At 43.9% G+C, this 24,208-nt stretch carries 23 protein-coding genes; 11 read left to right on the top strand and 12 right to left on the bottom strand.

The features are described 5' to 3' along the window. Positions 1–5 precede the first annotated feature (5 nt). The gene (locus IE165_RS13490) at positions 6–773 is read left to right on the top strand and encodes a sulfite exporter TauE/SafE family protein (protein ID WP_229826559.1); all 768 of its coding nucleotides are present in this window, start codon (positions 6–8) and stop codon (positions 771–773) included. Between the two features lie 92 nt (positions 774–865). On the opposite strand, the gene IE165_RS13485 is transcribed toward IE165_RS13490, so the two are convergent. From IE165_RS13485 to IE165_RS13440, 10 genes are all read right to left on the bottom strand, one after another. After that, a complete protein-coding gene (locus IE165_RS13485) occupies positions 866–1,681 on the bottom strand; it encodes a serine hydrolase (RefSeq protein WP_229826558.1) in 816 nt (271 codons plus the stop codon). A 251-nt stretch (positions 1,682–1,932) separates the two neighbouring features. Beyond that, the gene (locus IE165_RS13480; protein WP_189627166.1) at positions 1,933–3,366 is read right to left on the bottom strand and encodes a TolC family protein; all 1,434 of its coding nucleotides are present in this window, start codon (positions 3,364–3,366) and stop codon (positions 1,933–1,935) included. Between the two features lie 8 nt (positions 3,367–3,374). Then, positions 3,375–4,733: an HlyD family secretion protein gene (locus IE165_RS13475; protein WP_189627165.1), complete on the bottom strand. Its 1,359-nt coding sequence runs from the start codon at positions 4,731–4,733 to the stop codon at positions 3,375–3,377. Next, positions 4,723–5,724, bottom strand: coding sequence for an ABC transporter transmembrane domain-containing protein (locus IE165_RS13470; protein ID WP_189627164.1), 1,002 nt, complete (start codon positions 5,722–5,724; stop codon positions 4,723–4,725). Before IE165_RS13470 ends, IE165_RS13475 begins: the two co-directional genes overlap by 11 nt. A 69-nt stretch (positions 5,725–5,793) precedes the next feature. Continuing rightward, the gene (locus tag IE165_RS13465; RefSeq protein ID WP_189627163.1) at positions 5,794–6,132 is read right to left on the bottom strand and encodes a hypothetical protein; all 339 of its coding nucleotides are present in this window, start codon (positions 6,130–6,132) and stop codon (positions 5,794–5,796) included. 247 nt (positions 6,133–6,379) lie between these two features. Beyond that, positions 6,380–6,757 carry an SPFH domain-containing protein gene (locus tag IE165_RS13460; RefSeq protein ID WP_189627162.1) on the bottom strand — a complete coding sequence of 126 codons (378 nt, stop codon included), beginning with the start codon at positions 6,755–6,757 and terminating at the stop codon, positions 6,380–6,382. Positions 6,758–6,900: 143 nt separating this feature from the next. Continuing rightward, on the bottom strand, positions 6,901–8,532 hold the full coding sequence (locus IE165_RS13455; RefSeq protein ID WP_189627161.1) for an ABC-F family ATP-binding cassette domain-containing protein: 1,632 nt from the start codon (positions 8,530–8,532) through the stop codon (positions 6,901–6,903). Between the two features lie 81 nt (positions 8,533–8,613). Next, positions 8,614–11,115: an ATP-binding protein gene (locus IE165_RS13450; protein ID WP_189627160.1), complete on the bottom strand. Its 2,502-nt coding sequence runs from the start codon at positions 11,113–11,115 to the stop codon at positions 8,614–8,616. Between the two features lie 278 nt (positions 11,116–11,393). After that, positions 11,394–11,630: a hypothetical protein gene (locus IE165_RS13445; protein ID WP_189627159.1), complete on the bottom strand. Its 237-nt coding sequence runs from the start codon at positions 11,628–11,630 to the stop codon at positions 11,394–11,396. 1 nt (position 11,631) lies between these two features. Then, positions 11,632–12,489 (bottom strand): universal stress protein, encoded by an 858-nt coding sequence (locus IE165_RS13440; protein ID WP_189627158.1) that lies wholly within the window; start codon positions 12,487–12,489, stop codon positions 11,632–11,634. Between the two features lie 214 nt (positions 12,490–12,703). Between IE165_RS13440 and IE165_RS13435 the strand changes: the two genes are divergently transcribed. After that, on the top strand, positions 12,704–13,315 hold the full coding sequence (locus IE165_RS13435; protein ID WP_189627157.1) for an RNA polymerase sigma factor: 612 nt from the start codon (positions 12,704–12,706) through the stop codon (positions 13,313–13,315). A gap of 12 nt (positions 13,316–13,327) precedes the next feature. After that, a complete protein-coding gene (locus IE165_RS13430) occupies positions 13,328–14,653 on the top strand; it encodes an outer membrane beta-barrel protein (RefSeq protein ID WP_189627156.1) in 1,326 nt (441 codons plus the stop codon). A gap of 61 nt (positions 14,654–14,714) precedes the next feature. Here the strand turns inward: IE165_RS13430 and IE165_RS13425 are convergent, their stop codons facing one another. Together IE165_RS13425 and IE165_RS13420 are read right to left on the bottom strand one after the other, a co-directional pair. Continuing rightward, entirely contained in the window at positions 14,715–15,326 is a 612-nt protein-coding gene (locus IE165_RS13425; protein WP_189627155.1) for an HAD family hydrolase, read from the bottom strand. A 43-nt stretch (positions 15,327–15,369) separates the two neighbouring features. Further along, entirely contained in the window at positions 15,370–16,563 is a 1,194-nt protein-coding gene (locus tag IE165_RS13420; protein ID WP_189627154.1) for a proline dehydrogenase family protein, read from the bottom strand. Between the two features lie 87 nt (positions 16,564–16,650). On the opposite strand from IE165_RS13420, the gene IE165_RS13415 reads away from it, so the two are divergent. From IE165_RS13415 to IE165_RS13380, 8 genes are all read left to right on the top strand, one after another. Beyond that, positions 16,651–16,857 carry an RNA-binding S4 domain-containing protein gene (locus IE165_RS13415; protein ID WP_189627153.1) on the top strand — a complete coding sequence of 69 codons (207 nt, stop codon included), beginning with the start codon at positions 16,651–16,653 and terminating at the stop codon, positions 16,855–16,857. A gap of 13 nt (positions 16,858–16,870) precedes the next feature. Further along, positions 16,871–17,941 carry a 3-dehydroquinate synthase gene (aroB, locus tag IE165_RS13410; protein ID WP_189627152.1) on the top strand — a complete coding sequence of 357 codons (1,071 nt, stop codon included), beginning with the start codon at positions 16,871–16,873 and terminating at the stop codon, positions 17,939–17,941. Further along, complete coding sequence (locus tag IE165_RS13405) at positions 17,938–18,654, top strand: ThuA domain-containing protein (RefSeq protein WP_189627151.1); 717 nt, start codon at positions 17,938–17,940, stop codon at positions 18,652–18,654. Before aroB ends, IE165_RS13405 begins: the two co-directional genes overlap by 4 nt. A 218-nt stretch (positions 18,655–18,872) precedes the next feature. After that, the gene (locus tag IE165_RS13400) at positions 18,873–20,180 is read left to right on the top strand and encodes a D-alanyl-D-alanine carboxypeptidase/D-alanyl-D-alanine-endopeptidase (RefSeq protein ID WP_189627150.1); all 1,308 of its coding nucleotides are present in this window, start codon (positions 18,873–18,875) and stop codon (positions 20,178–20,180) included. 82 nt (positions 20,181–20,262) lie between these two features. Beyond that, positions 20,263–21,570 (top strand): MFS transporter, encoded by a 1,308-nt coding sequence (locus IE165_RS13395; protein ID WP_189627149.1) that lies wholly within the window; start codon positions 20,263–20,265, stop codon positions 21,568–21,570. Then, the gene (locus IE165_RS13390; RefSeq protein ID WP_189627148.1) at positions 21,567–22,295 is read left to right on the top strand and encodes a (Fe-S)-binding protein; all 729 of its coding nucleotides are present in this window, start codon (positions 21,567–21,569) and stop codon (positions 22,293–22,295) included. The genes IE165_RS13395 and IE165_RS13390 overlap by 4 nt, the downstream gene beginning before the upstream one ends. Before the next feature lie 18 nt (positions 22,296–22,313). After that, a complete protein-coding gene (locus IE165_RS13385; RefSeq protein WP_189627147.1) occupies positions 22,314–23,198 on the top strand; it encodes a sugar phosphate isomerase/epimerase family protein in 885 nt (294 codons plus the stop codon). A 9-nt stretch (positions 23,199–23,207) separates the two neighbouring features. After that, positions 23,208–24,098 carry a hypothetical protein gene (locus IE165_RS13380; protein ID WP_189627146.1) on the top strand — a complete coding sequence of 297 codons (891 nt, stop codon included), beginning with the start codon at positions 23,208–23,210 and terminating at the stop codon, positions 24,096–24,098. Positions 24,099–24,208 lie beyond the last annotated feature (110 nt).

The raw sequence follows: 24,208 nt of genomic DNA, 5'->3' as shown, positions 1-24,208 counted from the left end.
CCGTAATGGTAGGAATCACACTTGGATTGGTTGGTAGCGGAGGCAGCATACTAACGGTTCCTATCTTTGTCTATGTCATGGGTGTCGATCCCATATTAGCGACAACGTATTCGTTGTTTGCTGTAGGTACGACGGCTTTTATCGGGAGCATTCGTGGCGTTCGCAATGGAGATGTCGATTTGTCGCATGTTTTTCACTTCGGTTTTCCGTCGTTACTAACTGTTTTTATCACCCGAATCTTTGTGTTGCCATTGGTGCCAGACGTGATAACCATTGGTTCGATTACTGTCCATCAATCGGTGGTTTTGATGTTGCTTTTTGCGCTCGTTATGCTCGCCTCTAGCGTATCGATGATTGCTCCTAAAACGATGCTTACTAATTTATTCCCCAAACCGACTAATGGTAATAAAAAGACCCAAGTTGTGCTATCGGGAGTTTTGGTTGGTTTTGTGACCGGTGTTGTCGGTGCTGGGGGTGGATTTTTGATCATTCCCGTATTGATCAATTTCCTCCATTTATCATTACGCAAAGCCGTTGCCACCTCCTTGATCATTATTGCGGTAAACTCCTTTTTTGGCATTATGGGCGATTTGGAAAAGTTTGCTGTATTTGATTGGTCGCTGTTGCTTCGCTACACATGCTGTACCATCGTAGGCATCTTCCTCGGATTTTCGCTAGCTAAAAAAATAAAGAGCGATTTACTGAAAAAGATATTTGGGTATTTCATCTTTGCTGTTGCCTTTTCCATCTTGCTCAAGGAATTGTGGGGCTGATCCAATTGTTATGCACAACCTCCCATTAGGAATGCAGGTGCCTCGAATGGGCTGATTGCGCTTGCTCCCTCAACGGTATCAAAAGATAGCCATTAGTCTATGCGATCGGGAGCTGTATATTTGTTTTTGGGCTCAAAATAATTCCAAAGCAACGCCGCGATTTTTCTCGTAAGGACTTCCGCTTCATTATCGATCGTCCAACGCGTGTCTTCGTTATTCTTAGTCAGCACGGCAAAAGCAAAATCACCGGAAGGTGCGTGCACAAAAACGACTTCGCCCCGTGCTTTATCAATTGACCCTGTTTTTGAAGCAGTAGCTACGTCCGCGGGAAATTGTGCCAGTGAGCGTTCATTATAATATTGATTTCGGAGGTACCGATACATTTTTTCGGATAAGCGCTTATCAAAGACCTTACCTTGCCGGATCATGCTGATCAACCTAACCATATCGCGAGCCGTCGTTTCACCCCAGCCATATTGCTGCCATGCCGCTTCTCTGCCAGCTGTACGGGAATTCACTTTGGTGTTCACCATGCCGAGTTGCTCCATGAGCGGATTAATCGCGGCTCCACCGCCCGCCAGTTCTTGGCACCAAATTGAAGCAACATTATCACTATAGCTCAACATCAGCGAAACCATGGTAGAAAGATCAATCTGCACACTATCTTTAAAAAATTGCATCAATCCGGATCCTCCGTAAACACGATCTGTTCGGTAAAGATATTCCTTATTTAATTTTAGTTCTCCTGGATCTATTTTTTTGAAAACACCAACAAGCAACGGTAATTTAACTAGACTGGCAGTGGGGAAGATGCTATCTGCACGGATGGATACCGTTTTACCCTTTTTAAAGTGCTGTATAAAAATACCGACATCTCCTTTAAAATCTTGTATTTCGTCTTGCAACATTTTCTCCAGTTTTCTGTCGTTTCGCTGAGCGTGCAATTGGAATGCGGTTATACAAAGAAATAAAAGCGAGCTAAGTTTTCGTATCATGAGTGTTTGGCTTGATTGTCTCAAAGCTACTTAAAAATTAATTTGTTTATTACCTAGCAGATGATCTTTTTGGTTTTCATGAACGTTTTACGCTATGAAAATAGCACGCATAGCTATCTGTTTTAATCTTCTTAGACATGGAACTATGGCAGAAATACGCTATGCTAAAGGCGCGTCCCTGCTTTGTAATACAATTCGGCCAATGCTTTTTGGTAATTTACAACAAGTTCTTCCCGCTTAATTTGCATGTCGATTAGCTTGCTCTCCCTGCTGTTGATGATAAACAATGTCGTTTCTCCCAAATCGAATTTCTGGAGTTCCCCGCGCAATAAAACCTGTTGGCTGGTAATATTTTCGATTTGCAGGGCAATTTGTCTGCTGTAGGCTGTTAGATCATTATACTTTAACGTCACATTGTTGCGTATATTTCGGCCCAGTATGGTTTGGTCATAGTATAGTTCGCGTTGCTTTAACCGAACTTCTTTCAGTTTCCCACGTTCGGCACGCAAGAATAGCGGAAAGGCAAACTCGACCCCTAACTTGTAGTTTCCCCAATTAAAATCGTAATTTGGCGGTAGCTGTTCATGAAAATTTCTACGACTGGACAGCAAGGTTCCGGAAAGATTGAGCTTTGGTTTTAAAAGCTCCCTCCGGTATCGTTCTTCAAATGACAGCTGCAGCTCCTTGCTTTCTAACTGCAATATCTCTGGGTGGCTTATTTCTGCTTGCGCCAGCAGTTCCTGCAGCAAGTCAACACGCGGCACAAGAATGTTTTGATCGATGCTCTCCGGGATTGCCTGCTCGGGCAGCTCAACTGGCTGCCGCTCATCGTTCCACAGATGATTGGATAGAACCAATCGTGCATTTTGCAATTCGATCTCATATTTAGCGAGTTCCATCCTGCGTTCCTGCACGGTAATCACCGCTTCAACAGAATCGATTGTCGGCTTGTCACCCAGTAATGCCTGTTCACGAATGGCACGGAAACGTGTTTCAGCAAGCTTCACACCTTCTACCAAGAGGCGGTATTGCTTGTAGGCATAATACCAATTCCAATAGTCAGAGACTGCTTGAAACCAAATGCCATTTATTTCCTTAATCTGTTCGGCTTCGGCATAGTCTAGCATGGCTTGAGCCTGCCACAGGGTATTCCGACGGCTATCGATGAAAAGGCCTTGCCCCAGCGGTACACTAATGCCCAAAGCGGAAAGCCCTGCTTGGTTTGTTCTGCTTTGGGGATTTGTATATGCCCCTACATTACGATCGTAACCAACTTTTAGATCGGCCCCAGCAAGCCAAAGGGGAACTTTGAGTTCGCTGGACCATTGATTATAGTAAGGCGTATTTCCGAAATGCTTATTGTGAAAGGACGTGTACAGCGCTGGATCAAACTTTCCCAATGCCTGCAGAACTTGTGATTTCGCCGTTTCGCTCAACAGCATGGTTTGCTTCACGACGGGGTGGTTCCGCATGAGCAGATCTTCCAGATCGGATACCGTAAAAATCCGACCCGAACTATCCACTGCTATTTCCTGAGCAGATAAGCGCAAGTCAGCAAAAGATAGCGACAGAAATAGAAGTATACACAATCTGATCATAGCTTGGCTCACTTCGCCGTTTCCTCCTTCGGTTCACGCTCTAGACTCGGTGGAAAGCCATTAAGCTGCCGCCATATTTCGTACCACAATGGGACAGCATTTAAAATGACCCGACCATAGACGCCTGACCCTAATCGTAGTTGTTCGGGCCAAGGCTCATCACCTGCTGGCACCGGGTCTGCTGGACGAATCAAGAGTCGGTACTGGCCATTAGGGCTGCTCACCTTATCAATAACCGTTACAGAGCCGGCAAACGTACCGACAGCCACGGAGGGCCATCCTGAAAACTGTACAGATGGCCAACCTTCAAACTGTAGCCGTGTGTCGCTTTCTTTGATCACTAGTGGAACGTCCATAGCGTCCACGTAGATTTCTGCCGCAAGCGAAGGCGTGCTCGGCTGCAGTGTAGCGACAGATTCACCCTCTTTAATGTTCTCGCCAATACCAGCCTTCAACGTTTTGACGATAAAGCCGTTTTGCGGTGCCCGCAACACGTACAAGCCACGTCGAATATCAATATTTCTAATTTCGTTTCTTAATTTCGCTATGTCACCTTGCGCAGTGGCTTTGCTAGACAGTGCAGAACCAAGATCGGATTGGGCCTTTGCTAACATTTCGTTATATTTCGCACGGATATTGTCTAGCTCGATTCTCGCGTTTGTCAAAGACTGTCTAGAATTCGTGAGTTTGTTCTCTGCACTAACTACCTTTGCGCGATCATTTTGTAAATTCAAACGGCGTGTTTCAATGTCTGTTAGGGAGAAAAGACCATCTTTGTAACCTTGTTCATACCGTGCTAAGCGCGCTACGCTGGTCGCGTACATCGTTTGCGTGGCAACGAGGTCTGCACTATCTATCTTTACTAGATTTTCCGCTTGTAGCACATTATTTTTGGCAGCCTCCAGTTGATAACGTAATCCCGCTCCCAAGGCATCGATTTGTGCCTCTGTAGCTTTCATTTTTTGAAAGGCGGCATCTTCACTGTTGCGCTTGGCCGATAATTGCTCTTCCAGACGCAACGGCAGCTCAGGATCGAAATAAGATTGTGAGGTTTCCGAGATGACCAGTATCGTGTCGCCTTTGCGTACCTCTTGTCCTTCTCGCACGGCCCAACGCTCTATGCGACCACCAATTTGGTTTTGGATCGTCTGCGGCCGGTCTTGCGGCCGGAGGGCAGTAACCGTACCACGTCCTGGGATAGTCTGCCGCCAGGGCAAAAACAATACGATAATAAAGAGTACAGCACCTACTAGCAGTATCCTTCCTAAATAAATGGCACCTTTCCGCTTTAGTAGATTGTCTTTTCCGTATAAAGATAGTTCCTCCCAGTGAACGATTTCATCTATGCCGAATTTTTTACCCCCCATAAGGTGTTGCGCCCTCCACCAACGCCAAATCCGTTACTGCACCGAGCTTAACGCCTCCAGTGAGCATATCAAAAATAGTATTTAGATTGGTAAACAGCTTTTCCACGGCATAGCCTATCTGTACGATAACGACTTCCGCAGCAACAAATTGACCAAATGTCATCTGCCGTTCTACCACGAAATATGACCCTAATAACAGCATTGCGCCGAAAAGAAGCGTTCTTATCAGAACAGAACTTGCAAAAAATCGCTTTAAAATCCTGAAGTGCTCATTTCGTGCTGTTAAGTACTTACTGCTTATGTAGTCCGTTTGAGAAACAACCTCCTGCATCTTTAACGGATTTCCGCGGTAAGCATCAATATCTTCAGCAACCGACTCCAGGTAAGCAACAGTTTCGTACTTATGTTCCGATTCTTGGATGCTGGTACTCAACCCCCTTCTGTAATACACAATTAAAATTATGGTTATTGCGATAATCACAACGAGGCCAAATGTCAGGAATACAGGATGGTAGAAAGAGATGAGTACCACACTGAAGAAAATCGTGACGACCGCCCCGACAATATCGATAAGCAGCTTGATGATGCCCTTTTGGATGATGATAACATCAAAGAAACGGTTGACAAGCTCGACCAAATTTTCGCCTTCAAGTTCTGACCGTTTTATGCGCGGTAGCCGATATGCAAATTCTACCGCCGATTTTAAAAATATCTTTTGCTCTAAGTATTCGACGAGGCTCATCTGCCCGATAAGCAAAAGACCGGCAATAACGACGCCGACAATGACAAACGCTATGAGGATATAGGTGGAGCTGTACATGGCTCCATTGTTCAATAAATTAAAGATTGCTGTTATTCCAACCGGAATTGTCAAGCTGAATACCCCAATCACGATCGCGTACAAAAATATGTAGTTAATGGTACTCCGCTCAGGGTGTAACAACTGCAGTAAACGTTGTAAGGGTGTAACACTGCCTTGTTTATGCGCCATAAATAAAATTTAATATTTCAGGTAAATCTATTGTTTTACATCGGCGAAAACAATAGTTTGATAGCAAAATTATATCGTCACAACGTCCGGAGGCGGTGAAGGTATAACGTTAAAATGCTCGTTGACAAACAGAATATGTTTTCTGGTAGTCACTTTTTCAACGCTAAATCCAAACATGGCTACGCTAATTTGATGATCTGCAATAAGACAAACAAGCGTTCCGGTAGCATTTTTAATATCCTGCATGTCATCCGACTCTGCGTTATCTACATCTGTGGGGACATGCAGATACATCGCACGTTGCTCTGGACATACACTAAACAATAAACCGGCAGTTTTTAATGCTAGTAGTACTAACAAAAATAAACCGACGAGTCGAGTGAGCAATGTATTTCTTAGACTGAGCATCTCTTAAAAATTGATCCCGCAATTATACAAAATTATAGGTACATAATCAGCGAATTTCCGTCATAGTATTTTAAAAAAATCTTTGGACTTCATGTGGATGATGACTATGCAGAGAAGTTAATAAGACAAGATCATAGATTGGGGTATGTATAGGAGAGACCATGCTGCCGGACAGAAACGTCAACAGTTTTTTTGTGGTCTCTTAACTCTTGCAAGGGTGACAAGAGTCAAGAGACCCGTATAGCTATTAATTTGACGGCATGCCACTTTGTTTACCAGCCTCTAGAATCGGAATGTTTGCTTCGGTTGGTACATATATAATTTGGCTGATGGTTCCAGCTTTCAATGCTTCTCCGAAAGCACCAATAAATTCTTGTTTGCGGTATTCTGGGTATTTTTGGGCAGCTTCTCCCATTATTTTTATGGCTTCTGCTTGCAACGTCGCAGCTTCTTTTTCGGCACGAGCCTGTTCGATAAGGATTTGTCGCGATTGCGTAGCTTCCGCTAATCTGGCTTTTCCAGCCATCTCCTGCTGCCATACCGAATACTGCGGTAATCCAAACATCAAGCCCAAAATCAAAGCGATAACGAGCAATCCTACGAATAAAATGGTTGAAGATTTCATATAAGGGTGTTTATGGGTTATTAAGTAGGTAAAATTAATCCTTTGTCATCAAGATTCCAAACGTCACCGTCTGCCCGACGAAAATCGCTTGCACCGTTAAATGTCAATTATAAACCATGTTTTGTATCCATACTTGCAAACATTTATCGTTCGATGTCTTGGAGACTATTCATTTTTTTGTAGGCCAAGAATCCTTTAATATCTTCAAAATGCTCGCGGACACGTTTGTTGCCAAATTCAAATACTTTATTAGCCAATCCATCCAAAAAATCTCGATCATGGGAGACAAGGATCAAGGTGCCGTCAAAATCTTGGAGGGCTTCCTTGATGATGTCTTTCGTTTTCATATCCAAATGATTCGTAGGCTCATCTAAGATTAAGACATTGACGGGTTCCAAAAGAAGTTTTATCATGGCGAGACGTGTTTTTTCGCCACCGGAAAGCACTTTCACTTTCTTTGTGGTATCGTCACCGCTGAACATAAACGCTCCCAATAGATCTTTTATTTTAACGCGCACATCACCAACGGCGATCTGATCAATGGTTTCGAATACCGTCAGCTCGCCATCTAGTAGCGCTGCCTGATTTTGCGCGAAGTAACCTATCTTCGCATTGTGCCCAATTTTTAACGATCCTTCGAAATCTATTTCGCCCATGATGGCCTTGATCATCGTTGATTTTCCTTCACCGTTCTTACCGACAAATGCGACTTTTTCGCCTCGCTCGATAACCATCGCGGCTTTGGCAAAGACGGTATGCTCTCCGTAGGTTTTTGTTAATTCCTCGACGATGACGGGATACTGTCCGGAGCGGGGAGAGGGCGGAAATTTCAAACGGAGCGCAGAAGTGTCCACTTCATCAATTTCGATGATGTCCAACTTTTCCAGCATCTTAACACGGGATTGAACTTGCAGGGTCTTGGAGTAAGTACCGCGGAAGCGATCGATAAACTCCTGTGTGTCGGCAATAAAACGCTGTTGTTCTTCGTAGGCTTTAAGTTGATGCTGCCTACGTTCTTTTCGCAGTTCTAAATAATGGCTGTATGTAGCTTTATAGTCGTATATCCGTCCCAGCGTTACCTCAATAGTCCTATTGGTTATATTATCTACGAACGCTCTGTCGTGGGATATGACGATGACCGCTTTAGCATTGTTAACCAAGAAATCTTCTAGCCATTGGATGCTTTCAATATCCATATGGTTGGTTGGCTCATCAAGCAAAATGAGGTCCGGCTTTTTCAACAAAATCTTTGCCAGTTCAATACGCATGCGCCATCCACCAGAAAACTCGGACGTTTGACGACCAAAATCAGCTCGTTCAAACCCAAGACCTTTCAATACTTTTTCGACTTCCGCATCGTAATTGGTTTCTTCGATTGAATAGAACTTCTCGCTTAATTCAGAAACGCGCTCGATAAGCTTCATATAATCGTCGCTCTCGTAATCCGTTCGTTCGGTAAGTTGTTCGTTTAAGGCGTCGAGCTCGTGTTGCATGCCATACATTTCTTCAAAAGCACGCGATGTTTCTTCAAAGACGGTTACGTTGTCCTGTGTAAGTAGGTGCTGCGGGAGGTAGGCAATCACTGCGTCTTTGGGGCCGGTGATTGTTCCTGAGGTCGGTTTGCTGACACCAGCAATAATTTTTAGGAGCGTGGACTTACCTGCTCCATTTTTTCCCATAAGGGCAATTTTATCATTTTCATTGATCGAAAATGAAACGTCACTAAAAAGCGTTGTTCCGCCGAAAGAAACGGAAATATTGTTTACATTAACCACGTCTTGAATGTATTAAATTTGATGCAAAGATAGTGTATTATCCCTACTTTGCATCTTCCATACGGGTAGGGGGTGGATTAATTAGCCGCTTGTCGTCGGAATATTGCGAATAGGGATCGAGAACCAAAATGTGGTGCCTTTTCCTTCTTCGCTGTGGAGGTCTATCGTCCCTTCATGCAAATGAATGATTTCTTTAGAAATAAAAAGACCGATTCCGAAGCCATTCACGTTTTCATTCTTGGGGCTATCGACCCTATAAAAACGTTCGAATATGCGCGCTTGGTCTGCGGCGGCTATACCAAAGCCCTCGTCTGCGACACGAACCTCCAAGCTGTCTTTTTCGCACGTCGCCGTTACCCGTATTACGGTGTTACTGGGTGTATACTTAATTGCGTTATTGACGAAATTGATGATAACTTGTTCCAATTTGTCTCGATCCGCAACGATCGACAAGCCCGCTGTTTGATCGTTAAATATAAAGTGATGGGACGTTGTAATTTCGGAAAGTGTTTTTTCAATTTCCATAAGGAAAGAAGCGATCTCAAATTTTTTACGGCGCAATTGAAGTTTTCCCTCATTTACACGTGCGATATCTAAAAAGCTATCGATCAAAACCCGCATACGCTCGGATTGCCGGCTTGCATTGCGGATCATGGCATCTAGCCGCGCTTCGTCAAGCTGTTTGCGTTTAAGCGTTAGGATTTGCAGATATCCAGATAGCGAGGTCAGTGGTGAACGTAATTCATGGCTTGCAATACTTAGAAAGTCAGTTTTGCGTTGCTCTTCTTCCTTCTGTGCCGTGATGTCGATGATGACGCCATAGAACATAGTAGTCGATCCGTCAGGATTTTGGGCACCGCTGCCAACGGTGCGAAGCCAACGTGCTTTTCCTGTTTTTTTGTGCATGACCTGACAGCTGTAGTCACAGGGTTGCTTTCGCTGTATCGCTTCCGAGATAGCCAGCTCGGCAATAGGTTTGTATGCTGGTAAGGTTTGTTCCAAGATAGCGTCTGCTAAAAGAATTTCGTCGTCCGAAAATCCGAACAATGCTCGTGCATGGATGTTGAGTTCCATACTTCGATTGATCAGGTTCAAGGTGAAAGTGCCAATTTGGGCAGAGTCGACAATGAGCTGCAGGATCTTCTCTTTTTCCGAAATAAGACTATGGAATCTATCTATTTTTTCACGGGCTAATATAACATCGGTAATATCGCGCGCCGTTCCGGAAAAAAGTATGGGTTGATTAGATTCGTTAAAATATGCCCGTCCTTTGCAGTGCAGCCAACGAAGTTTGCCATCGGTAGCACCAATGGTTCTGAATTGTGTATCGAAGAGCCCACCGGATTTTGGATCAAGGGCGTGTTGCACGGCACGGTGCACCAAGTTAATGTCATCTGCATGCAGGTAATGTAAGAGCTCGTTGTAGTCAATTAGATCACCGGTAGGGTAACCATATAATTCTTTGCTGCGCTTATCCAAAAATACCTTGTTCTCCAAGACGTCTAATGTCCAAGTACCTAATTCAGCAGACTGTATCGCCAAATTCATCCGATCTTCATGGAATTTCAACCTGTCGAAAGCCGACTGCAATTCATCATTCAACGATTGTGTCATTCGTTCCGCATGTACTAAGCTTTCGTTGGACGCTGCTAGTTCCTTATTTAGTGCGGATAATTCGTCGTTAAGGGTTCCCAGTTCCGCGTTCACTTGCTGCAATTCTATCTCCCTTTTCTGCAAGGCATCCAACGCATGGACCGATTCTGTCACATCGCGCACCGTGGCGATGAAACGAGAAGCTTGGTTTTCTCGATTGAAGTAAACGAGTCCAAGCATATGAATCTGCTTCGCGCATCCCTTACTTCCAGCCGCCGTACGAAAGGTCAGATCAAAACTACCCGCAGTCCGGCTGTATTCGTAAGCCTCTACCAGCGATTTCACAACGCGAAGTTTATCGTCTGCATGAACCGCATTCACAAAACGAAGGGGGGTATCATAATTTTCTGCGTGTTCCTGTCCAAATAAATATCTGCATCGCTCATCCCAAACCATCGTATTCTTTATGATGTCGATATCTAAGACACCAAGCTGCGCAGCATGTTTAGCTAATTCGGCATGCACCAATGTGCGATTTGGCGGTAAATGAGCAGTAGCATCATAAAGAGTGCCTTCCCGTAACAACCTTGGTTCTTCCGACTTGCTAGCTTCAATTGGAGCAACGCTTTCTCTCCCTGTTTGCAAAATAGCAAACGTGTCACCCTTGCTATCTATTAGCGTTTTAAATTCAAAATCATAATAACGTGTTTCCCATCGCCCATCTACCCATAGTTCTGTGGGCATAGCTTTTGTTGTTGTATGGCCAGTTCCCTTATCCCAATTTGTTTTCAGGATAGGTAGAAGTGTTTGTTGCTGAGCGGCTGGAAGCACCTCAATGCTAAGTTTCCCCGCGGCATGGCCTTGAAAGTTCCACAGCGAAAGCATGCGATCATTTGCAAAAGCAATACGTAGGCTGGGGCTATCATAAATAGCCATGGCGTCAGGAGAAAAACGGAGTACATCAAACAGGACTTGATCCGAAGTTAGCATAGTAGAGTAATTTTATCTAAATATAATGAATTTCGATAATCGTTGCAAAAAAAAGCCTACGCCAGCTATGATCGGAAAATTACCCGTCTACTGGTGAAATAAACAATTTTCATAATATCCATTCCTTATGGTTGAGTTAGGGCTATTTGTTATACAAGAGCCAAGATGAATACGTCGCTTTTACCATGTTGATAAAAAAGCTTGCCCAAGAAAACAGCAGATTTCACTTGGTTTAGAAAACAAGTTAGATCGACAACATTATTACCGTTCAAAAAGCGTTATTTCAGATACATGGCTTCTTTATGTTCAAGCACTTCTTTAATGGTAGGCGTACCATTTTTAAGGATAGATTCGTGGTAAGGTGCCGCAATCATGACCTTGTAGGTTCGACCGTCTAAGTGCAAGAAAAACAGGACACCGCCTGCTGTACGTTTCTCATCGATCAGCAAGGTGAATTTTTCTGCTAAATGCGCAAGCATCTGATGCTTGCCAAATAATTTTTGTAGTTGTTCCATACTAAAAAGTGCCGGGGTCGTCGCCCTCCTGCAAGACAATAGTCGCGGTGCTGGCGTGCACGCGAAGCCGATTGCTGATACTTGAGGTGAATATACGTTCTAGGAAATTTCTGTTTCGCTTCACAACACAAAGGAGGTCTACCCGATGTTGGGCTATATAAACATTGATAGTATGTTCGATAGACTCATCAAAGTCCAGAAAAACAAATTCAAGCTTATCATCCTGGAATTTTGTCGCCCAACGTTGCGATAATGCGATCAGATCCGGGTTGTACTCCTCGTGAACATAGACACATTTAACATTTACTTGGAAGGGTTTTACCAGCTTCAGTATCGCTGCTAGTGCCTTTTCGTCATTTTCGCGAAACAATGTCGTGAAAATAATCTCTTCGATACGCCGATAGGCAGACTCTTTGGGAACGGATAGCACCGGGATTTTGACACCACGGATGACGCCCAGTGTGTTGGATCCGAATATCTTTTCGATAATACCTTGTGCTCGGTTCGTACCCATCACCACGAGGTCAATCTTTTCACGACGTATAATCTCCTGTACACTGGATACCACTGTTCCTTCCTCAAACAGGAAGGTCAGCGGCACGGTCTCTAGTTTTTTTTCTTCCGCCAACGTCCGCAAGAATGTTGTATGCTGTTTAAAGCTTTCAAACTGATGTAACTCATAGTTTTCATAAACCTCGGGTACAATTTCGGGCTGTCCTACATGCGTTGCCGAAAGTACCGGCTGCATATAGGTATGCAAGACATAGACCTCGGCACGCAAATCGCGAGCGAGGTTGAGCGCATAGATGAATGCATTGTTAGCAGAATCCGAAAAATCTGTTGGGAATAAAATACGCATGGTAACACCTCCTTTTTGTTAACAGCAATTTACGGTTATTTTCGTTTTAAAACAATATGTAAACGTTATTTTTTTTGTACGTATGTAGCGAACCTGCCTATTTGACCGTTTTAAAGCTAGTATTTATGAACGACTTGTATGATGGAATTTTAGTCCGCTGTTCGGATAATGAAATATTAATTCGCTAAATTGCCTTATCGGAACAGACGATTGAATGAAGAGTATTCGGCTTAATTGGAAAAAAGATACCCCTTTATCGCTTAGAGGAGCGCTGGAGGACTGTGTTTTGGCAAAGACCGAACGAGGGAAATCGTTTATTTACAAAAAATATTACGGTTATGTCATGGCTGTCGTTTTGCGATATATGACGTCGGAAATGGAGGCCGAGGAGGCAACCAACGAAACTTTTGTAAAGGTGTTTCGTAAAATGGACAGGTTTGAGAAACATGTGGACGATGAAATTTTGGAGAAGACCTTTCGGTCTTGGCTGGCGCGGATAGCAGTAAACACGTCGATCGATATGCTTAGAAGTAAAAAGCAGGTTGATTTTTTGGATGATACATCCCTAGACGAGATTAAGCAGCACGCCGTTTTGATCAATGATAGGCTTGGCGTGGAAGACATTTTGAATTTATTAACAAAGCTTCCCGACATCCAGCGATCCATTTTCAATCTGTTCGAAATAGAAGGATATTCGCACGAAGAGATAGGGGATATGCTTGGAATACCGGAGAGTACGTCAAGAACGTATCTGACAAGAGCCAAACAGCGTCTCCGCAGACTTTACACAGAAGAGTTTACTATTTCGCAAAATATACCTATATAATTGCGGGCAACAATGGAAGAAAACAACAAAAAGGAACTGATAGAAGTTATTAAGGCGAGACTGCAAAACGCGGATCCCATACCTTATAAGGAGGGTGCATGGGAGACCTATAGGGCAAAATACGAGCCAAAGCAAAGACGTGTATCGCTGGCATATTGGTCTGCTGCCGCCGCTTTAGCGGCCGTCGCCTTTACGACATTATTCCTGCTCAAAGAGAATACGGTTGACGTCTTGGTGCCCACTCAAAGGGACGCGCAAGTTGTTCAACAAGAAAAGAGTCCCATCACCATCTTGCCACAACAAGAGCCACAGGAAAGTGTTCCTTCTTTTTACGGTGCCCCTGTTAACGTCGACAGACAGCATCTTCAGGACATTGCGGTTGCGGACAATCGCCAACCAACATTGGACAAAATGTCTATGGTAGCGGTTTTGTTGGACACACCTCGGCCATTGTTGTCTAGGCTTTTGATGCTCGATACCGAGCGAACGATCGCCATAGGGCGGCCACAGTTGGTAACAACAGACGCGATGGTCGAAGGGTCAAACTTAGGTAGCGCATTTGTTTTGGCACAGCAGGTGGTTGACGGAAACTTACAGCAGCAAGAAGCTGGATTGCGTTTGTCTCCAAAGAAGTTTGACATGAATAATAAACTCGAATTTGGTGCTTTTCTAAGCCCGTCGACCACGAGCCAAAGTTTCGACGTGGGCGGTGGTCTACTTATGGCGTACCAGTTATCGGATAAGGTTGCTGTACGTACTGGGGCTTCGTTTAACCAATATGAAGTCGGTGTTTTGGGGTCGGACCTAGCGCAACAAAATAGGGGTGACTTTTACAATGCTCCAGAGGTTGGCGCGAGCGGGGCAGCACTGGTTTCCAAGGATGTTCCTTATCGAGCCAACAACTTGCTTTTGCCGGATTTGAATTCTGTATCAGGTAAAGTGCAAACGTTGGATATTCCGTTAGAAATAAAGTACAATGTCGGCAGGCAGTTTTACGCAACAGGAGGTGTTTCCTATGCAGTTGTCCTTTCGCAAGAACGCTTCAATCATATCACCGAATATAATGGTGTGCCAACTTACTCAAGCGCTTCCGATTCAGATCAGCCTACAAATCAGTCTGCAGCATCCGGTGTGGAAAGAACGCTTCAGTCTAGCGATAATAATGTAAACACAAATGGTTTTGGAGGGTTTGTCAATTTTTCCATAGGACGAAAAACGAAACTGACCAAATCCATCAAGCTCTCCATCGAGCCTTATGTGAAAATGCCGATCGGACAATTCAAAAGAGCGGACATGGATTACACCAACGGAGGACTTCGGGTTATTACAAATTTCTAGTTTTATCTGCGTGTGACGGGATTCGCAACACGCAGATAAAAGCTAGAACAGTGAGTTTTCTTTACAGCTGATCGACCCTGATCCAACCCATTCCGGCTGCAATCGCGCCCTGCACACCGGGGTCGCCGTCTTCAAAGACTAGACAAGCCTCCGGAGGCACTTCCAACCGTCTTGCCGCCAATAAAAAAGGTTCGGGCGACGGCTTTCCGTTAGGTGTATCGCCGGCGCAAACAAGTGTTTCAAACTTTCCCGTAAGCCCGATCACGTTCAGGGTCTGCTCTAAAGTTTTTCGTGAGCCTCCAGACACCAAACCAATGCGTTTCCTTCCAATGTTTGCCAATAAATGCTCGCGTACGAAGTCAACGGGAACAGTGTGCTCGATAAAGTCCGCGATAAAGATAGCCGATTTTCTGCGTGCGAAAACCTGCGCATTTATTTCACAAAGGTAACGCTTGGCGATTTCCTCGGCTACGGCCGTGGTAGGCCATCCGGCGAGTTCATCCACGATTTTGTCGTCTAATGCAATACCGTACTCGGCTGCGGTGGCTACATACGCCGCTTTGTGTGCATGCATATTGTCAGCGAGCGTCCCATCCACATCATACAATAATGCACGGAAAGGTTCAGATTGTTGCTGTAAAAGCTCAAATTTTCGTTGAGAGGTCAAATTCATGCTGCTAAAATAGATAATCCCGAGCATTGCCCGGGACAGTTTTCTATTTTTGTCGTCGGCGACGTTGCTTTTCTTTCATGATCAGGTTGAGCTCCCTGCTCGTTTGCCCGCCGACGGAGGTGTTTTCCTGCGCACGACGAAACAGGTAGGGCATTACCGCTTTCACAGGCCCATAGGGCATATACTTAGCAACGTTAAACCCAGCTGCAGAAAGATTGAATGAAAGATTATCGGACATACCCAAAAGCTGCGCAAAATATACATGCTCGTTCTTTGGAGAAATACCTCGGCGAAGCAGCTCCTGCGCTAGAATACGGGAGCTTTCTTCGTTATGCGTTCCTGCCATTAAACCAATCCGGTTGATATGGTCTAAACAAAAGTAAATAGCCTCATTGTAATCGGTGTCCGATGCATGTTTTGTAGGTTGTATGGGGGAAGGGTACCCTTTTTCTGCTGCACGCTCGCGCTCGATTTCCATATAGGCTCCCCGCACGATCTTAGCGCCTAAATAGAAATTTTGTGTTTGCGCATAAGCGAAATCTGCTTTGAGGGAAGCAAGCTTGTCGCTTCTGTAGAGTTGATAGGTATTATAAACAATTGCACTTTCTTTATTATACTTCTCCATCATCTGCCGTGCGAAATCGTCAATGGTATCCTGTATCCAAGAGTGTTCTGCATCGACAAGTACTTTCACATTGGCCTCATAACAGGCCTTGCAGATACGGTCTATACGATCGTAGACTTTATTGAATGCTATCTTTTCTTCACTTGTTAAAACCTGTCCGGCATCCACTTTTTGGAATAAATCGAATTGGCCCAAGCCGGTTGGTTTAAACACGCAGAACGATATGCTTTGATGTTGTTGCGCAAACGCCACGGTGCGTAAAATTTCACTGCAGGTGTCGTCAAAACTCTGTTCGGACTCCTCACCTTCCACCGAGTAATCCAAAATTGTCGTTACATCACCGCTGCTTAATTCGGAAATAGCAGCAGCACAGCCTTCTATGGACTCCCCACCACAAAACTGCTTGTATATGGTGTTGCGGATAATTCCTTCGATCGGCAATCCAAGATTTAGCGCGAACGTAGTGAGTGGTGTTCCGACTTTAATGAGCGTGTTACTTGCGACCATCTTGAAAAGCCAATAGGCTTTTTCCAAGTCTTTGTCACTCTTATTGCGAAACGCGATTTCGGTGTTATTGAAATCCAGCATTATCTCGCTATGTGCAGCTATCATACATGTAAAAATTAGTGCCCAAAATTAAATATTTATTTTGAATAGCCTTATATTTACAAACCGCTAAAAGCGGATTTATTTAAAATTATGCAAACGTTTTCATTGAAAGGAGAGCACATCCAACTTATTCAGTTACTCAAGGTGATGAATTGGGTGGAACATGGTGCTATGGCTCAATTCGTTGTCGAAGAGGGATTGGTAAGCTACAACGGTGTAGTAGATTATCGTAAGAGGTTGAAAGTCAAACGAGGAGATGTCGTAGATTTTGACGGTCAACAGGTTAAAATTATTTAATACTTTTTATTATATGACAAAGCAAATAGCGAGCTTAGGCTATACCGTATATTTTGAACAAGAGTTGGATTCCCTTGCATCCTTTATTTCTGAACAACAATACTCGCAGATTTTGGTGCTAGTCGATCGCAACACCAACGATCACTGCCTGCCGGTATTACAGCAGGCCATACCCACGTTGAATGATTACGACATTATTGAAGTGGATCCAGGCGAGGAAAACAAAAACATCGATTTTTGTATCGGTGTTTGGAAAACTATGTTGGATTTTGGTGCAGATCGTAAAGCTTTGATGATCAATCTCGGCGGCGGGGTTGTCACAGATTTGGGTGGTTTTGCGGCGTCTACCTACAAGCGTGGAATTGATTTTATTCAGATTCCAACCACCTTACTTTCGCAAGTCGATGCATCGGTGGGGGGGAAGACTGGTATTGACTTGGACAACCTCAAAAATATTGTAGGTACATTTACGCAACCTCGCGCAGTCTTTATCAGTTCGAAATTCCTAAAATCCCTTGATGAAAGACAAATGCGATCTGGCTTTGCAGAGGTCATCAAACATGGGCTTATCTTCGACGAGGCACTGTATGCACTAACGAAAAAAATAGATCTGGAAAACGATCCGCTGGACGATATTGTATTTCGATCAGTGACGATAAAGAATGAAGTTATTACGCAAGATCCGACCGAAAAAGGCTTACGTAAGATTCTTAATTTTGGGCACACAATTGGACATGCTATCGAGGGATACGCTATGGTGCACGAAGAGAATCCTTTGCTCCATGGAGAAGCGATTGCCGTCGGTATGATTTGCGAAGCGTACCTATCTCATAAGCTGAACGGTTTAAGCGAAGAAGCATTGATGGATATCGTGGAGTGCTTTGATCATACTTTTGATCGATATCCTTTAACGACAACCGCTTATGGAGATTTGCTAGCATTGATGCATAACGATAAAAAGAATGAAGCAAAACAGATTGGCTTTGCGCTATTATCTCGTATAGGAGCGTGTACCTACAATAACTTTGTTGGGGAAGATATGATCATAGAGAGCCTTGATTTTTATAAAAACTTAACTGCATGAATACGATTAAACTAGCCGCTATTTTGTTCTTTTTAGGCATCCACATGGGTGTTCTTGCTCAGGAAACGGTATTGATCTTTTCAAAGACCGCTGGGTTTCGGCATGAAAGTATACCGAAGGGGGTGCGTACCGTTTCTAAGTTACTGAACGAGTCGGGAATCCGCAGTGTGCATACGGAGGATGCTGCTTATTTTTGTGCCGATAGCTTGGCAAACTTCCAAGCCGTGATCTTCTTGAGCACCACGGGCAATATCTTGGATGATGCGCAAAAAAAAGCTTTTCAAAAATTTATACGTGCAGGAAAAGGTTTTGTGGGCATACATGCGGCCACCGATACAGAATACGATTGGCCCTGGTACGGGCAACTGGTTGGCGGGTATTTCGCGAGCCATCCAGCAGTCCAACAAGCAAAAATAGAGGTTGCGGATCGCCAGCACCCATCAACAGCTCATCTGCAAGATATTTGGTGGCACAAGGACGAATGGTATGACTTTAAAGATCTGCAACCAGGGTTACATGTTTTGATGAATTTGGACGAGCAGTCCTATACAGGAGGGAAGATGGGGAAGTTTCATCCGATTGCGTGGTTTCAGGAATTTGAAGGTGCACGTATGTTTTATACGGGTTTAGGCCATACGAATGAAGCTTTTGATAGCCAACAATTCCAAAAACACCTGCTCGGAGGGATCCGGTACGTGTTACAAGTACACTAAGCTCACTTCCCGACGAATTAGGTATGGATATGCCCAGGTTGTCATCTTTGGACAGTTATTGCCGCTGTGATTAAGGCATAAATAGAATTCTCCTTATATAGCTTGCTGGTGGAATGAAGCCAAGCTATGTAAGGAGAATTTCTGTATATGTCCGATTGCTATTGAAATCGTTTTGGTCTACCAGCCCATTCTCGTACTGTTTTTTGTATGTTTACGAAATGAAAAGCATTTTTTTGATTTTTTCTGCGTCCTTTGCGATTCTTTTGGCTAGAGCGCAATCTCTAGATGTTATGCCTATTCAACAAGAACTGAAGTACGCTACGGTCCTCAATAAGCACTTTTATGGCTTCTGTTTATATGATTTGGATAGCAACCGCTTTCTTACGGGGATCAACGAAGATAAAATGTTTACGCCAGCGTCCAATGCGAAAACTTTTACTTTATTTGCTGCCCTTGCAAACCTCGGCGACTCGATTCCCGGCCTAAAATACATCGAGCACGGCGACTCTCTTATTTTTTGGGGCACTGGAGATCCAACATTCCTGCATCATCGATTTGCTGCGCAAAAAGTGTTTGATTTTCTAAAGAAAAGTGAAAAGCAATTGTTTTACGTTGCCGAGGAAGATATCGAAGAAGAGTTTTTTCGGAAGGGGTGGGCTATCGAGGACTATGACGAATATTATCAACCAGAAATAAGCAGTTTTCCCATTTATGGAAATGTGGTTACTTTCCGGGAACGGGAAGGTAAAATCGAATGTGTACCGGATTACTTCCAATCCACGTTACAGTACAAACAGAATACAGCTGTTTCATATGTTCTTCATCGAAAATTCGATACCAATATATATGAACACAATCGAGCAAATCCTCCGCACAAGTATAGCAATGAAAAGCCGTTTCGCTACTCTACGGAATTGTTTGTAAAACTACTGTCAGACACGCTGAGGCGGGAGGTGACGTGTATCGCATACCCCACGCCCGTCAAGAGAAAAACAATCTATTCGCATGCGACGGCATCCCTCTTGCGGGAGATGATGTTGCCCAGTGATAATTTCATAGCCGAGCAGTTCACCATGCTAATCGCACAAGCAAAATATGGAAAGTTTCAAACAGCTCGATTGCGTAGCGATCTGATGCGCGAGTATTATAGCTTGTTTACCGACAAGATCGATCTATACGATGGAAGCGGATTGTCGAGCTACAACAAAGTAACGCCGCGTAGCATGGTGGAGCTACTTGTATTGGTACGCAACAACGTGAAAGATGTACAGGCATTACATCAACTGTTTCCGGCAGGAGGAGTAGATGGAACCTTGAAAAATGCATATAAACTAGACCGTAACGAACCTTTCGTTTGGGCCAAGACGGGAACGGTACATGCCGTGCATAATCAGAGCGGATTTCTCCAAACGCGGTCCGGACGAAATTTGGCTTTCTCGTTTTTGAACACAAACTTTTTGGGGGATGCAGCTCCTGTTCGTCGTGAAATGGTACGCATCATTACGTTCATCAGACAAAATTTTTAGCAAATCGATGGACAATTTTTCACGTAAATTTATCATGCGGTTATTTATATTTAGCTAACATTGTTATATTCGCTTTAAATTTATGCAGGGCATCAAAAAAAACGACAAGCGCTTGATTCGATCTTGGTCCATGTACGATTGGGCAAACTCGGCTTACAACCTAGTTATTACATCCACCATTTTCCCTGCATATTACACAGCCATTACCCAGTCGGAAGAACATGGTGATGTGGTCACTTTTTTTGGCTTTAAGGTCATCAATACCGCCTTATCCAATTTCACTTTGGCGATCGCATATTTGCTCATGGCACTTGCGCTACCTTTCATATCGTCTTACGCGGATGTTCAAGGCAGGCGAAAACCTATCATGATGTTTTTTACTTATTTTGGTGCAGCATCGTGTATGGGCTTATTTTTCTTCCGAATCGAAACGTTGGAGATTAGCATCATTTTATTTGCGATGGCTGCGATGGGCTATATTGGTGGAGTTTTATTCAATAATTCGTATTTGCCCGAGATTGCAACTGCTGATCAGCAGGACCGTGTTAGCGCCCAAGGATTCGCTTACGGCTACGTTGGATGTGTTTTACTGCAGTTGCTATGCCTCGTGTTTATCCTTTCACCAGAAACATTCGGAATTACCGACCCTACATTTGGGCCGCGATTGTCTTTTCTACTGGTGGGTGTGTGGTGGGCTGCTTTCGCCACTATTCCTTTCAGGGCATTGCCGAATAATCAACGTTCGCCTATTCGTGCGTCAAAAGGGATTTTTCGTACGGTGGTTATAGAATTCAGAATAGTATTACGCAAAATCGGGAAGTTAGAACGTATCAAACGATTTTTGCCGGCCTATTTTTTCTATGCGGCAGGCGTGCAGACGGTTATGATCGTAGCAGCGGCATTTGGCGCCAAAGAGTTGCACATGGAAAGCAGCAAGCTTATTGTTACGATACTCCTTATTCAATTGGTGGCGATTTTCGGTGCATTACTCATGTCAAAACTCTCTGAGCGGTACGGAAATATCAAGATCCTTATTTTCGTCATCACCGTGTGGATAGGTATATGCGTATCAGCCTTTTTTGTCAAGTCGGAAACTGCCTTTTACACCCTAGCCTGTGTGGTGGGATTGGTAATGGGGGGCATACAGTCGCTTTCCCGTTCTACCTATTCTAAATTCCTGCCTCAAAACACAAAAGATACAACCTCTTATTTTAGTTTCTATGACGTGACGGAAAAATTGGCCATTGTAATGGGGCTGTTTGCCTTTGCTCTGATCGAACAGGTAACACATAATATCCGTTATTCAGCCTTGGCTTTATCCATATTCTTTATTATCGGCATAGCTTTGCTATTTCGTATTTTACGGTTCAATAAGTTGATGACCACATGAAAGTACAGCTTTTTATTCCCTGTTTCGTAGATCAGATCTATCCAGAAACGGCATTCAATAGCATTAAACTTTTACAGAAGGCCGGTTGCGAAGTTGTTTACAATCCCAACCAGACCTGTTGTGGTGAGCTTGCTTACACGGCGGGGTTTTGGGATGAGGCCAAAGAACTAGGACTTAAATTTCTACAAGACTTTTCCGATGACTGTTATATAGTCTCTCCATCTGCAACCTGCTCCGGCATGGTTAAAAATGGTTACCACGATTTGTTCACGAATTCCACTGTGCACAATCGCTGTCGGAATGTGCAGGGCAACATGTACGAACTAAGTGATTTTTTGGTGAATATACTCAAAAAAGACTATTTTGGTGCAGAGTTGGTGGGAACGGCAGTTTACCACGAGGCCTGTGCAGCAAAACATCTATTTACCATGAAGGATGAACCGCGGCAATTGCTGGAGCAAGTGGGTGGTTTGGAAATCATTGATCTAGACGAAAATGATGCTCGCTGTGGATTCGGTAGTACGTTTGCAGTGAAATATGCAGAAGAATCAGTTTCGATGGCCGAGCAACGGGTGCAAGCGGCGCTAACCGCGCGAGCGGACTACATTATCTCTACAGACAGCACTTGCCTCCTGCAATTGCAAGCTTATATCGACAAGCGGCAGCTTCCTATAAAAACAAAACACCTCGCCGATGTATTGACATCGGGGTGGGCAAATATTTAACACACAAAAGCTAACACAATGAACTCAAGAAGAAACTTTTTAAAACATGTTGGACTGGCAACAGCTGGTTTTGCGCTGGCGCCATCGCTGGACGTATTTGCGGCCAAGAAATCTTGGTTTGATATTTCTTTGGCACAGTGGTCTTTGCATAAGACCCTATTCAAAGGTGACCTGAAAAATATCGATTTTCCGGAACTTGCTGCTAAAAAATTCGGCATCTATGGTGTTGAATATGTCAATCAGTTCTTTAAAGATAAAGCTCAAGATATGAGTTACTTAAAAGACTTGAAAAATCGTGCCAAAGACAATGGCGTAACCAACGTGTTGATCATGATTGATGGGGAAGGAAACTTGGGTGATGCGGAGAACGCGAAGCGCATGTCGGCTATCGAGAACCATCACAAATGGATTGATGCCGCTGCATTCCTAGGCTGTAAAGCTATTCGCGTTAACGCTGCGGGAAAAGGGACGCCGGATGAAGTAAAAGGACGGGTCGTTGAGAGCTTGTCTTCTTTGGCAGACTATGGCAAAAAAGCGAAGATCAATATAATTGTTGAAAACCACGGCGGCATTTCTTCGCATGGCGATTGGTTGTCAGACGTATTGAAAACCGTTAACAAGAAAAATTGTGGGAGCTTACCTGATTTCGGAAACTTCTACGAGTATGACCGTTACCAAGGCGTTCAAGATTTGATGCCATTTGCGAAGGGCGTCAGTGCAAAAACGCACGATTTTGATGCAAGTGGAAATGAGACACAAATTGATTACGAAAGGATGATGAAGATCGTGAAAAATTCTGGCTTCAAAGGTTTTGTCGGTATTGAGTATGAAGGGTCCAAACTATCTGAGGAGGAAGGTATATTAGCTACGAAAAAGCTGTTGGAGCGTTTCAAAACGCTTTAAATCGGTTGTATGAAGTTTTTCTTTATTCGAGCCTTTGTTATCAGCTGTTTCCTAAGTAGTTGCTGTTTTAATGGCGTGGCGCAAGTCAATTTCCACAAGATGGATCGCTGGCAAGATAGCCTTTTGCGTCTTGGCAAAGAGATGTTTGGAAGCAAAGCAGAACCGGAACGTTTAGAGAAAAACTTCTTGTTTGTTAAAACGCTGGTGTCGGCACTCAAAGAACGCTATTCCTTTCTTTACAGTTTCCCTAAGCTAGACATGATTTCGAATTTGCAAGCTCCAAACGGAAGGTTTCGTATTTTCTCTTGGAATATACCATTGGACGATGGCTCATACTTGTACTATGGTGCTATCCAAACAAAATCGCAACACGGCGAATTGCAGTTGGTGCCGCTTCTGGACAAGACGTTCGAGATTATCGACCCCGAATACGTTAACCTGAAACCCAGCGAATGGTATGGAGCGCAATATTATGATATCGCGTCGTTGGGAGATGACTATATACTACTTGGTTGGAAAGGACATACGCCGCAGCAGATGCAAAAAGTAATCGAAATTTTACAATTTGATGGATCCAGCTATCAACTTGGCAAAGCGGTATTTGATGATCATGTAAAAAGTACGCGTAAAATTTTCCGTTTTGCGCGCCATATCGCAATGTATCTTCGCTTGGACGCCGACAAAAAGCGGATTGTTTTTGACCATATCGTGCCTGCAGACAGCACAGTGATAGGATCATACGATTTCTACGGACCAGATTTGAGCTATGATGCGTACACAATTGAAAATGGGAATCTTGTGCTGCAACGAAATGTGTCTTTCCAAAATACCGGTCTCCCAGATGTCCACGTGGATGTAAAACCCGGGCAGGCCATAAAAGCAAAAAAGAGCGGTTTGTAGTTAAGGTAGCAAGAGATAACGCGTTTTTTTGTTTTCTTTGTAGTACAAATACTAAAATCTGATCGGCGTGTCAGCACCTGAATATGAATTATAAGCAACATATACTAATT

It is taken from the genome of Sphingobacterium griseoflavum (genome assembly GCF_014653155.1).
GTDB classification, from domain to species: domain Bacteria; phylum Bacteroidota; class Bacteroidia; order Sphingobacteriales; family Sphingobacteriaceae; genus Sphingobacterium; species Sphingobacterium griseoflavum.
This window is presented reverse-complemented; position numbering and strand designations above follow the sequence as displayed.

Coding starts and splice junctions, on each gene's coding strand:
- IE165_RS13490 (WP_229826559.1), top strand. CDS start 6: ATGGTAGGAATCACACTTGGATTGGTTGGTAGCGGAGGCAGCATACTA.
- IE165_RS13485 (WP_229826558.1), bottom strand. CDS start 1,681: ATGTTGCAAGACGAAATACAAGATTTTAAAGGAGATGTCGGTATTTTT.
- IE165_RS13480 (WP_189627166.1), bottom strand. CDS start 3,366: ATGATCAGATTGTGTATACTTCTATTTCTGTCGCTATCTTTTGCTGAC.
- IE165_RS13475 (WP_189627165.1), bottom strand. CDS start 4,733: ATGGGGGGTAAAAAATTCGGCATAGATGAAATCGTTCACTGGGAGGAA.
- IE165_RS13470 (WP_189627164.1), bottom strand. CDS start 5,724: ATGGCGCATAAACAAGGCAGTGTTACACCCTTACAACGTTTACTGCAG.
- IE165_RS13465 (WP_189627163.1), bottom strand. CDS start 6,132: ATGCTCAGTCTAAGAAATACATTGCTCACTCGACTCGTCGGTTTATTT.
- IE165_RS13460 (WP_189627162.1), bottom strand. CDS start 6,757: ATGAAATCTTCAACCATTTTATTCGTAGGATTGCTCGTTATCGCTTTG.
- IE165_RS13450 (WP_189627160.1), bottom strand. CDS start 11,115: ATGCTAACTTCGGATCAAGTCCTGTTTGATGTACTCCGTTTTTCTCCT.
- IE165_RS13445 (WP_189627159.1), bottom strand. CDS start 11,630: ATGGAACAACTACAAAAATTATTTGGCAAGCATCAGATGCTTGCGCAT.
- IE165_RS13440 (WP_189627158.1), bottom strand. CDS start 12,489: ATGCGTATTTTATTCCCAACAGATTTTTCGGATTCTGCTAACAATGCA.
- IE165_RS13435 (WP_189627157.1), top strand. CDS start 12,704: ATGAAGAGTATTCGGCTTAATTGGAAAAAAGATACCCCTTTATCGCTT.
- IE165_RS13430 (WP_189627156.1), top strand. CDS start 13,328: ATGGAAGAAAACAACAAAAAGGAACTGATAGAAGTTATTAAGGCGAGA.
- IE165_RS13425 (WP_189627155.1), bottom strand. CDS start 15,326: ATGAATTTGACCTCTCAACGAAAATTTGAGCTTTTACAGCAACAATCT.
- IE165_RS13420 (WP_189627154.1), bottom strand. CDS start 16,563: ATGATAGCTGCACATAGCGAGATAATGCTGGATTTCAATAACACCGAA.
- IE165_RS13415 (WP_189627153.1), top strand. CDS start 16,651: ATGCAAACGTTTTCATTGAAAGGAGAGCACATCCAACTTATTCAGTTA.
- aroB (WP_189627152.1), top strand. CDS start 16,871: ATGACAAAGCAAATAGCGAGCTTAGGCTATACCGTATATTTTGAACAA.
- IE165_RS13405 (WP_189627151.1), top strand. CDS start 17,938: ATGAATACGATTAAACTAGCCGCTATTTTGTTCTTTTTAGGCATCCAC.
- IE165_RS13400 (WP_189627150.1), top strand. CDS start 18,873: ATGAAAAGCATTTTTTTGATTTTTTCTGCGTCCTTTGCGATTCTTTTG.
- IE165_RS13395 (WP_189627149.1), top strand. CDS start 20,263: ATGCAGGGCATCAAAAAAAACGACAAGCGCTTGATTCGATCTTGGTCC.
- IE165_RS13390 (WP_189627148.1), top strand. CDS start 21,567: ATGAAAGTACAGCTTTTTATTCCCTGTTTCGTAGATCAGATCTATCCA.
- IE165_RS13385 (WP_189627147.1), top strand. CDS start 22,314: ATGAACTCAAGAAGAAACTTTTTAAAACATGTTGGACTGGCAACAGCT.
- IE165_RS13380 (WP_189627146.1), top strand. CDS start 23,208: ATGAAGTTTTTCTTTATTCGAGCCTTTGTTATCAGCTGTTTCCTAAGT.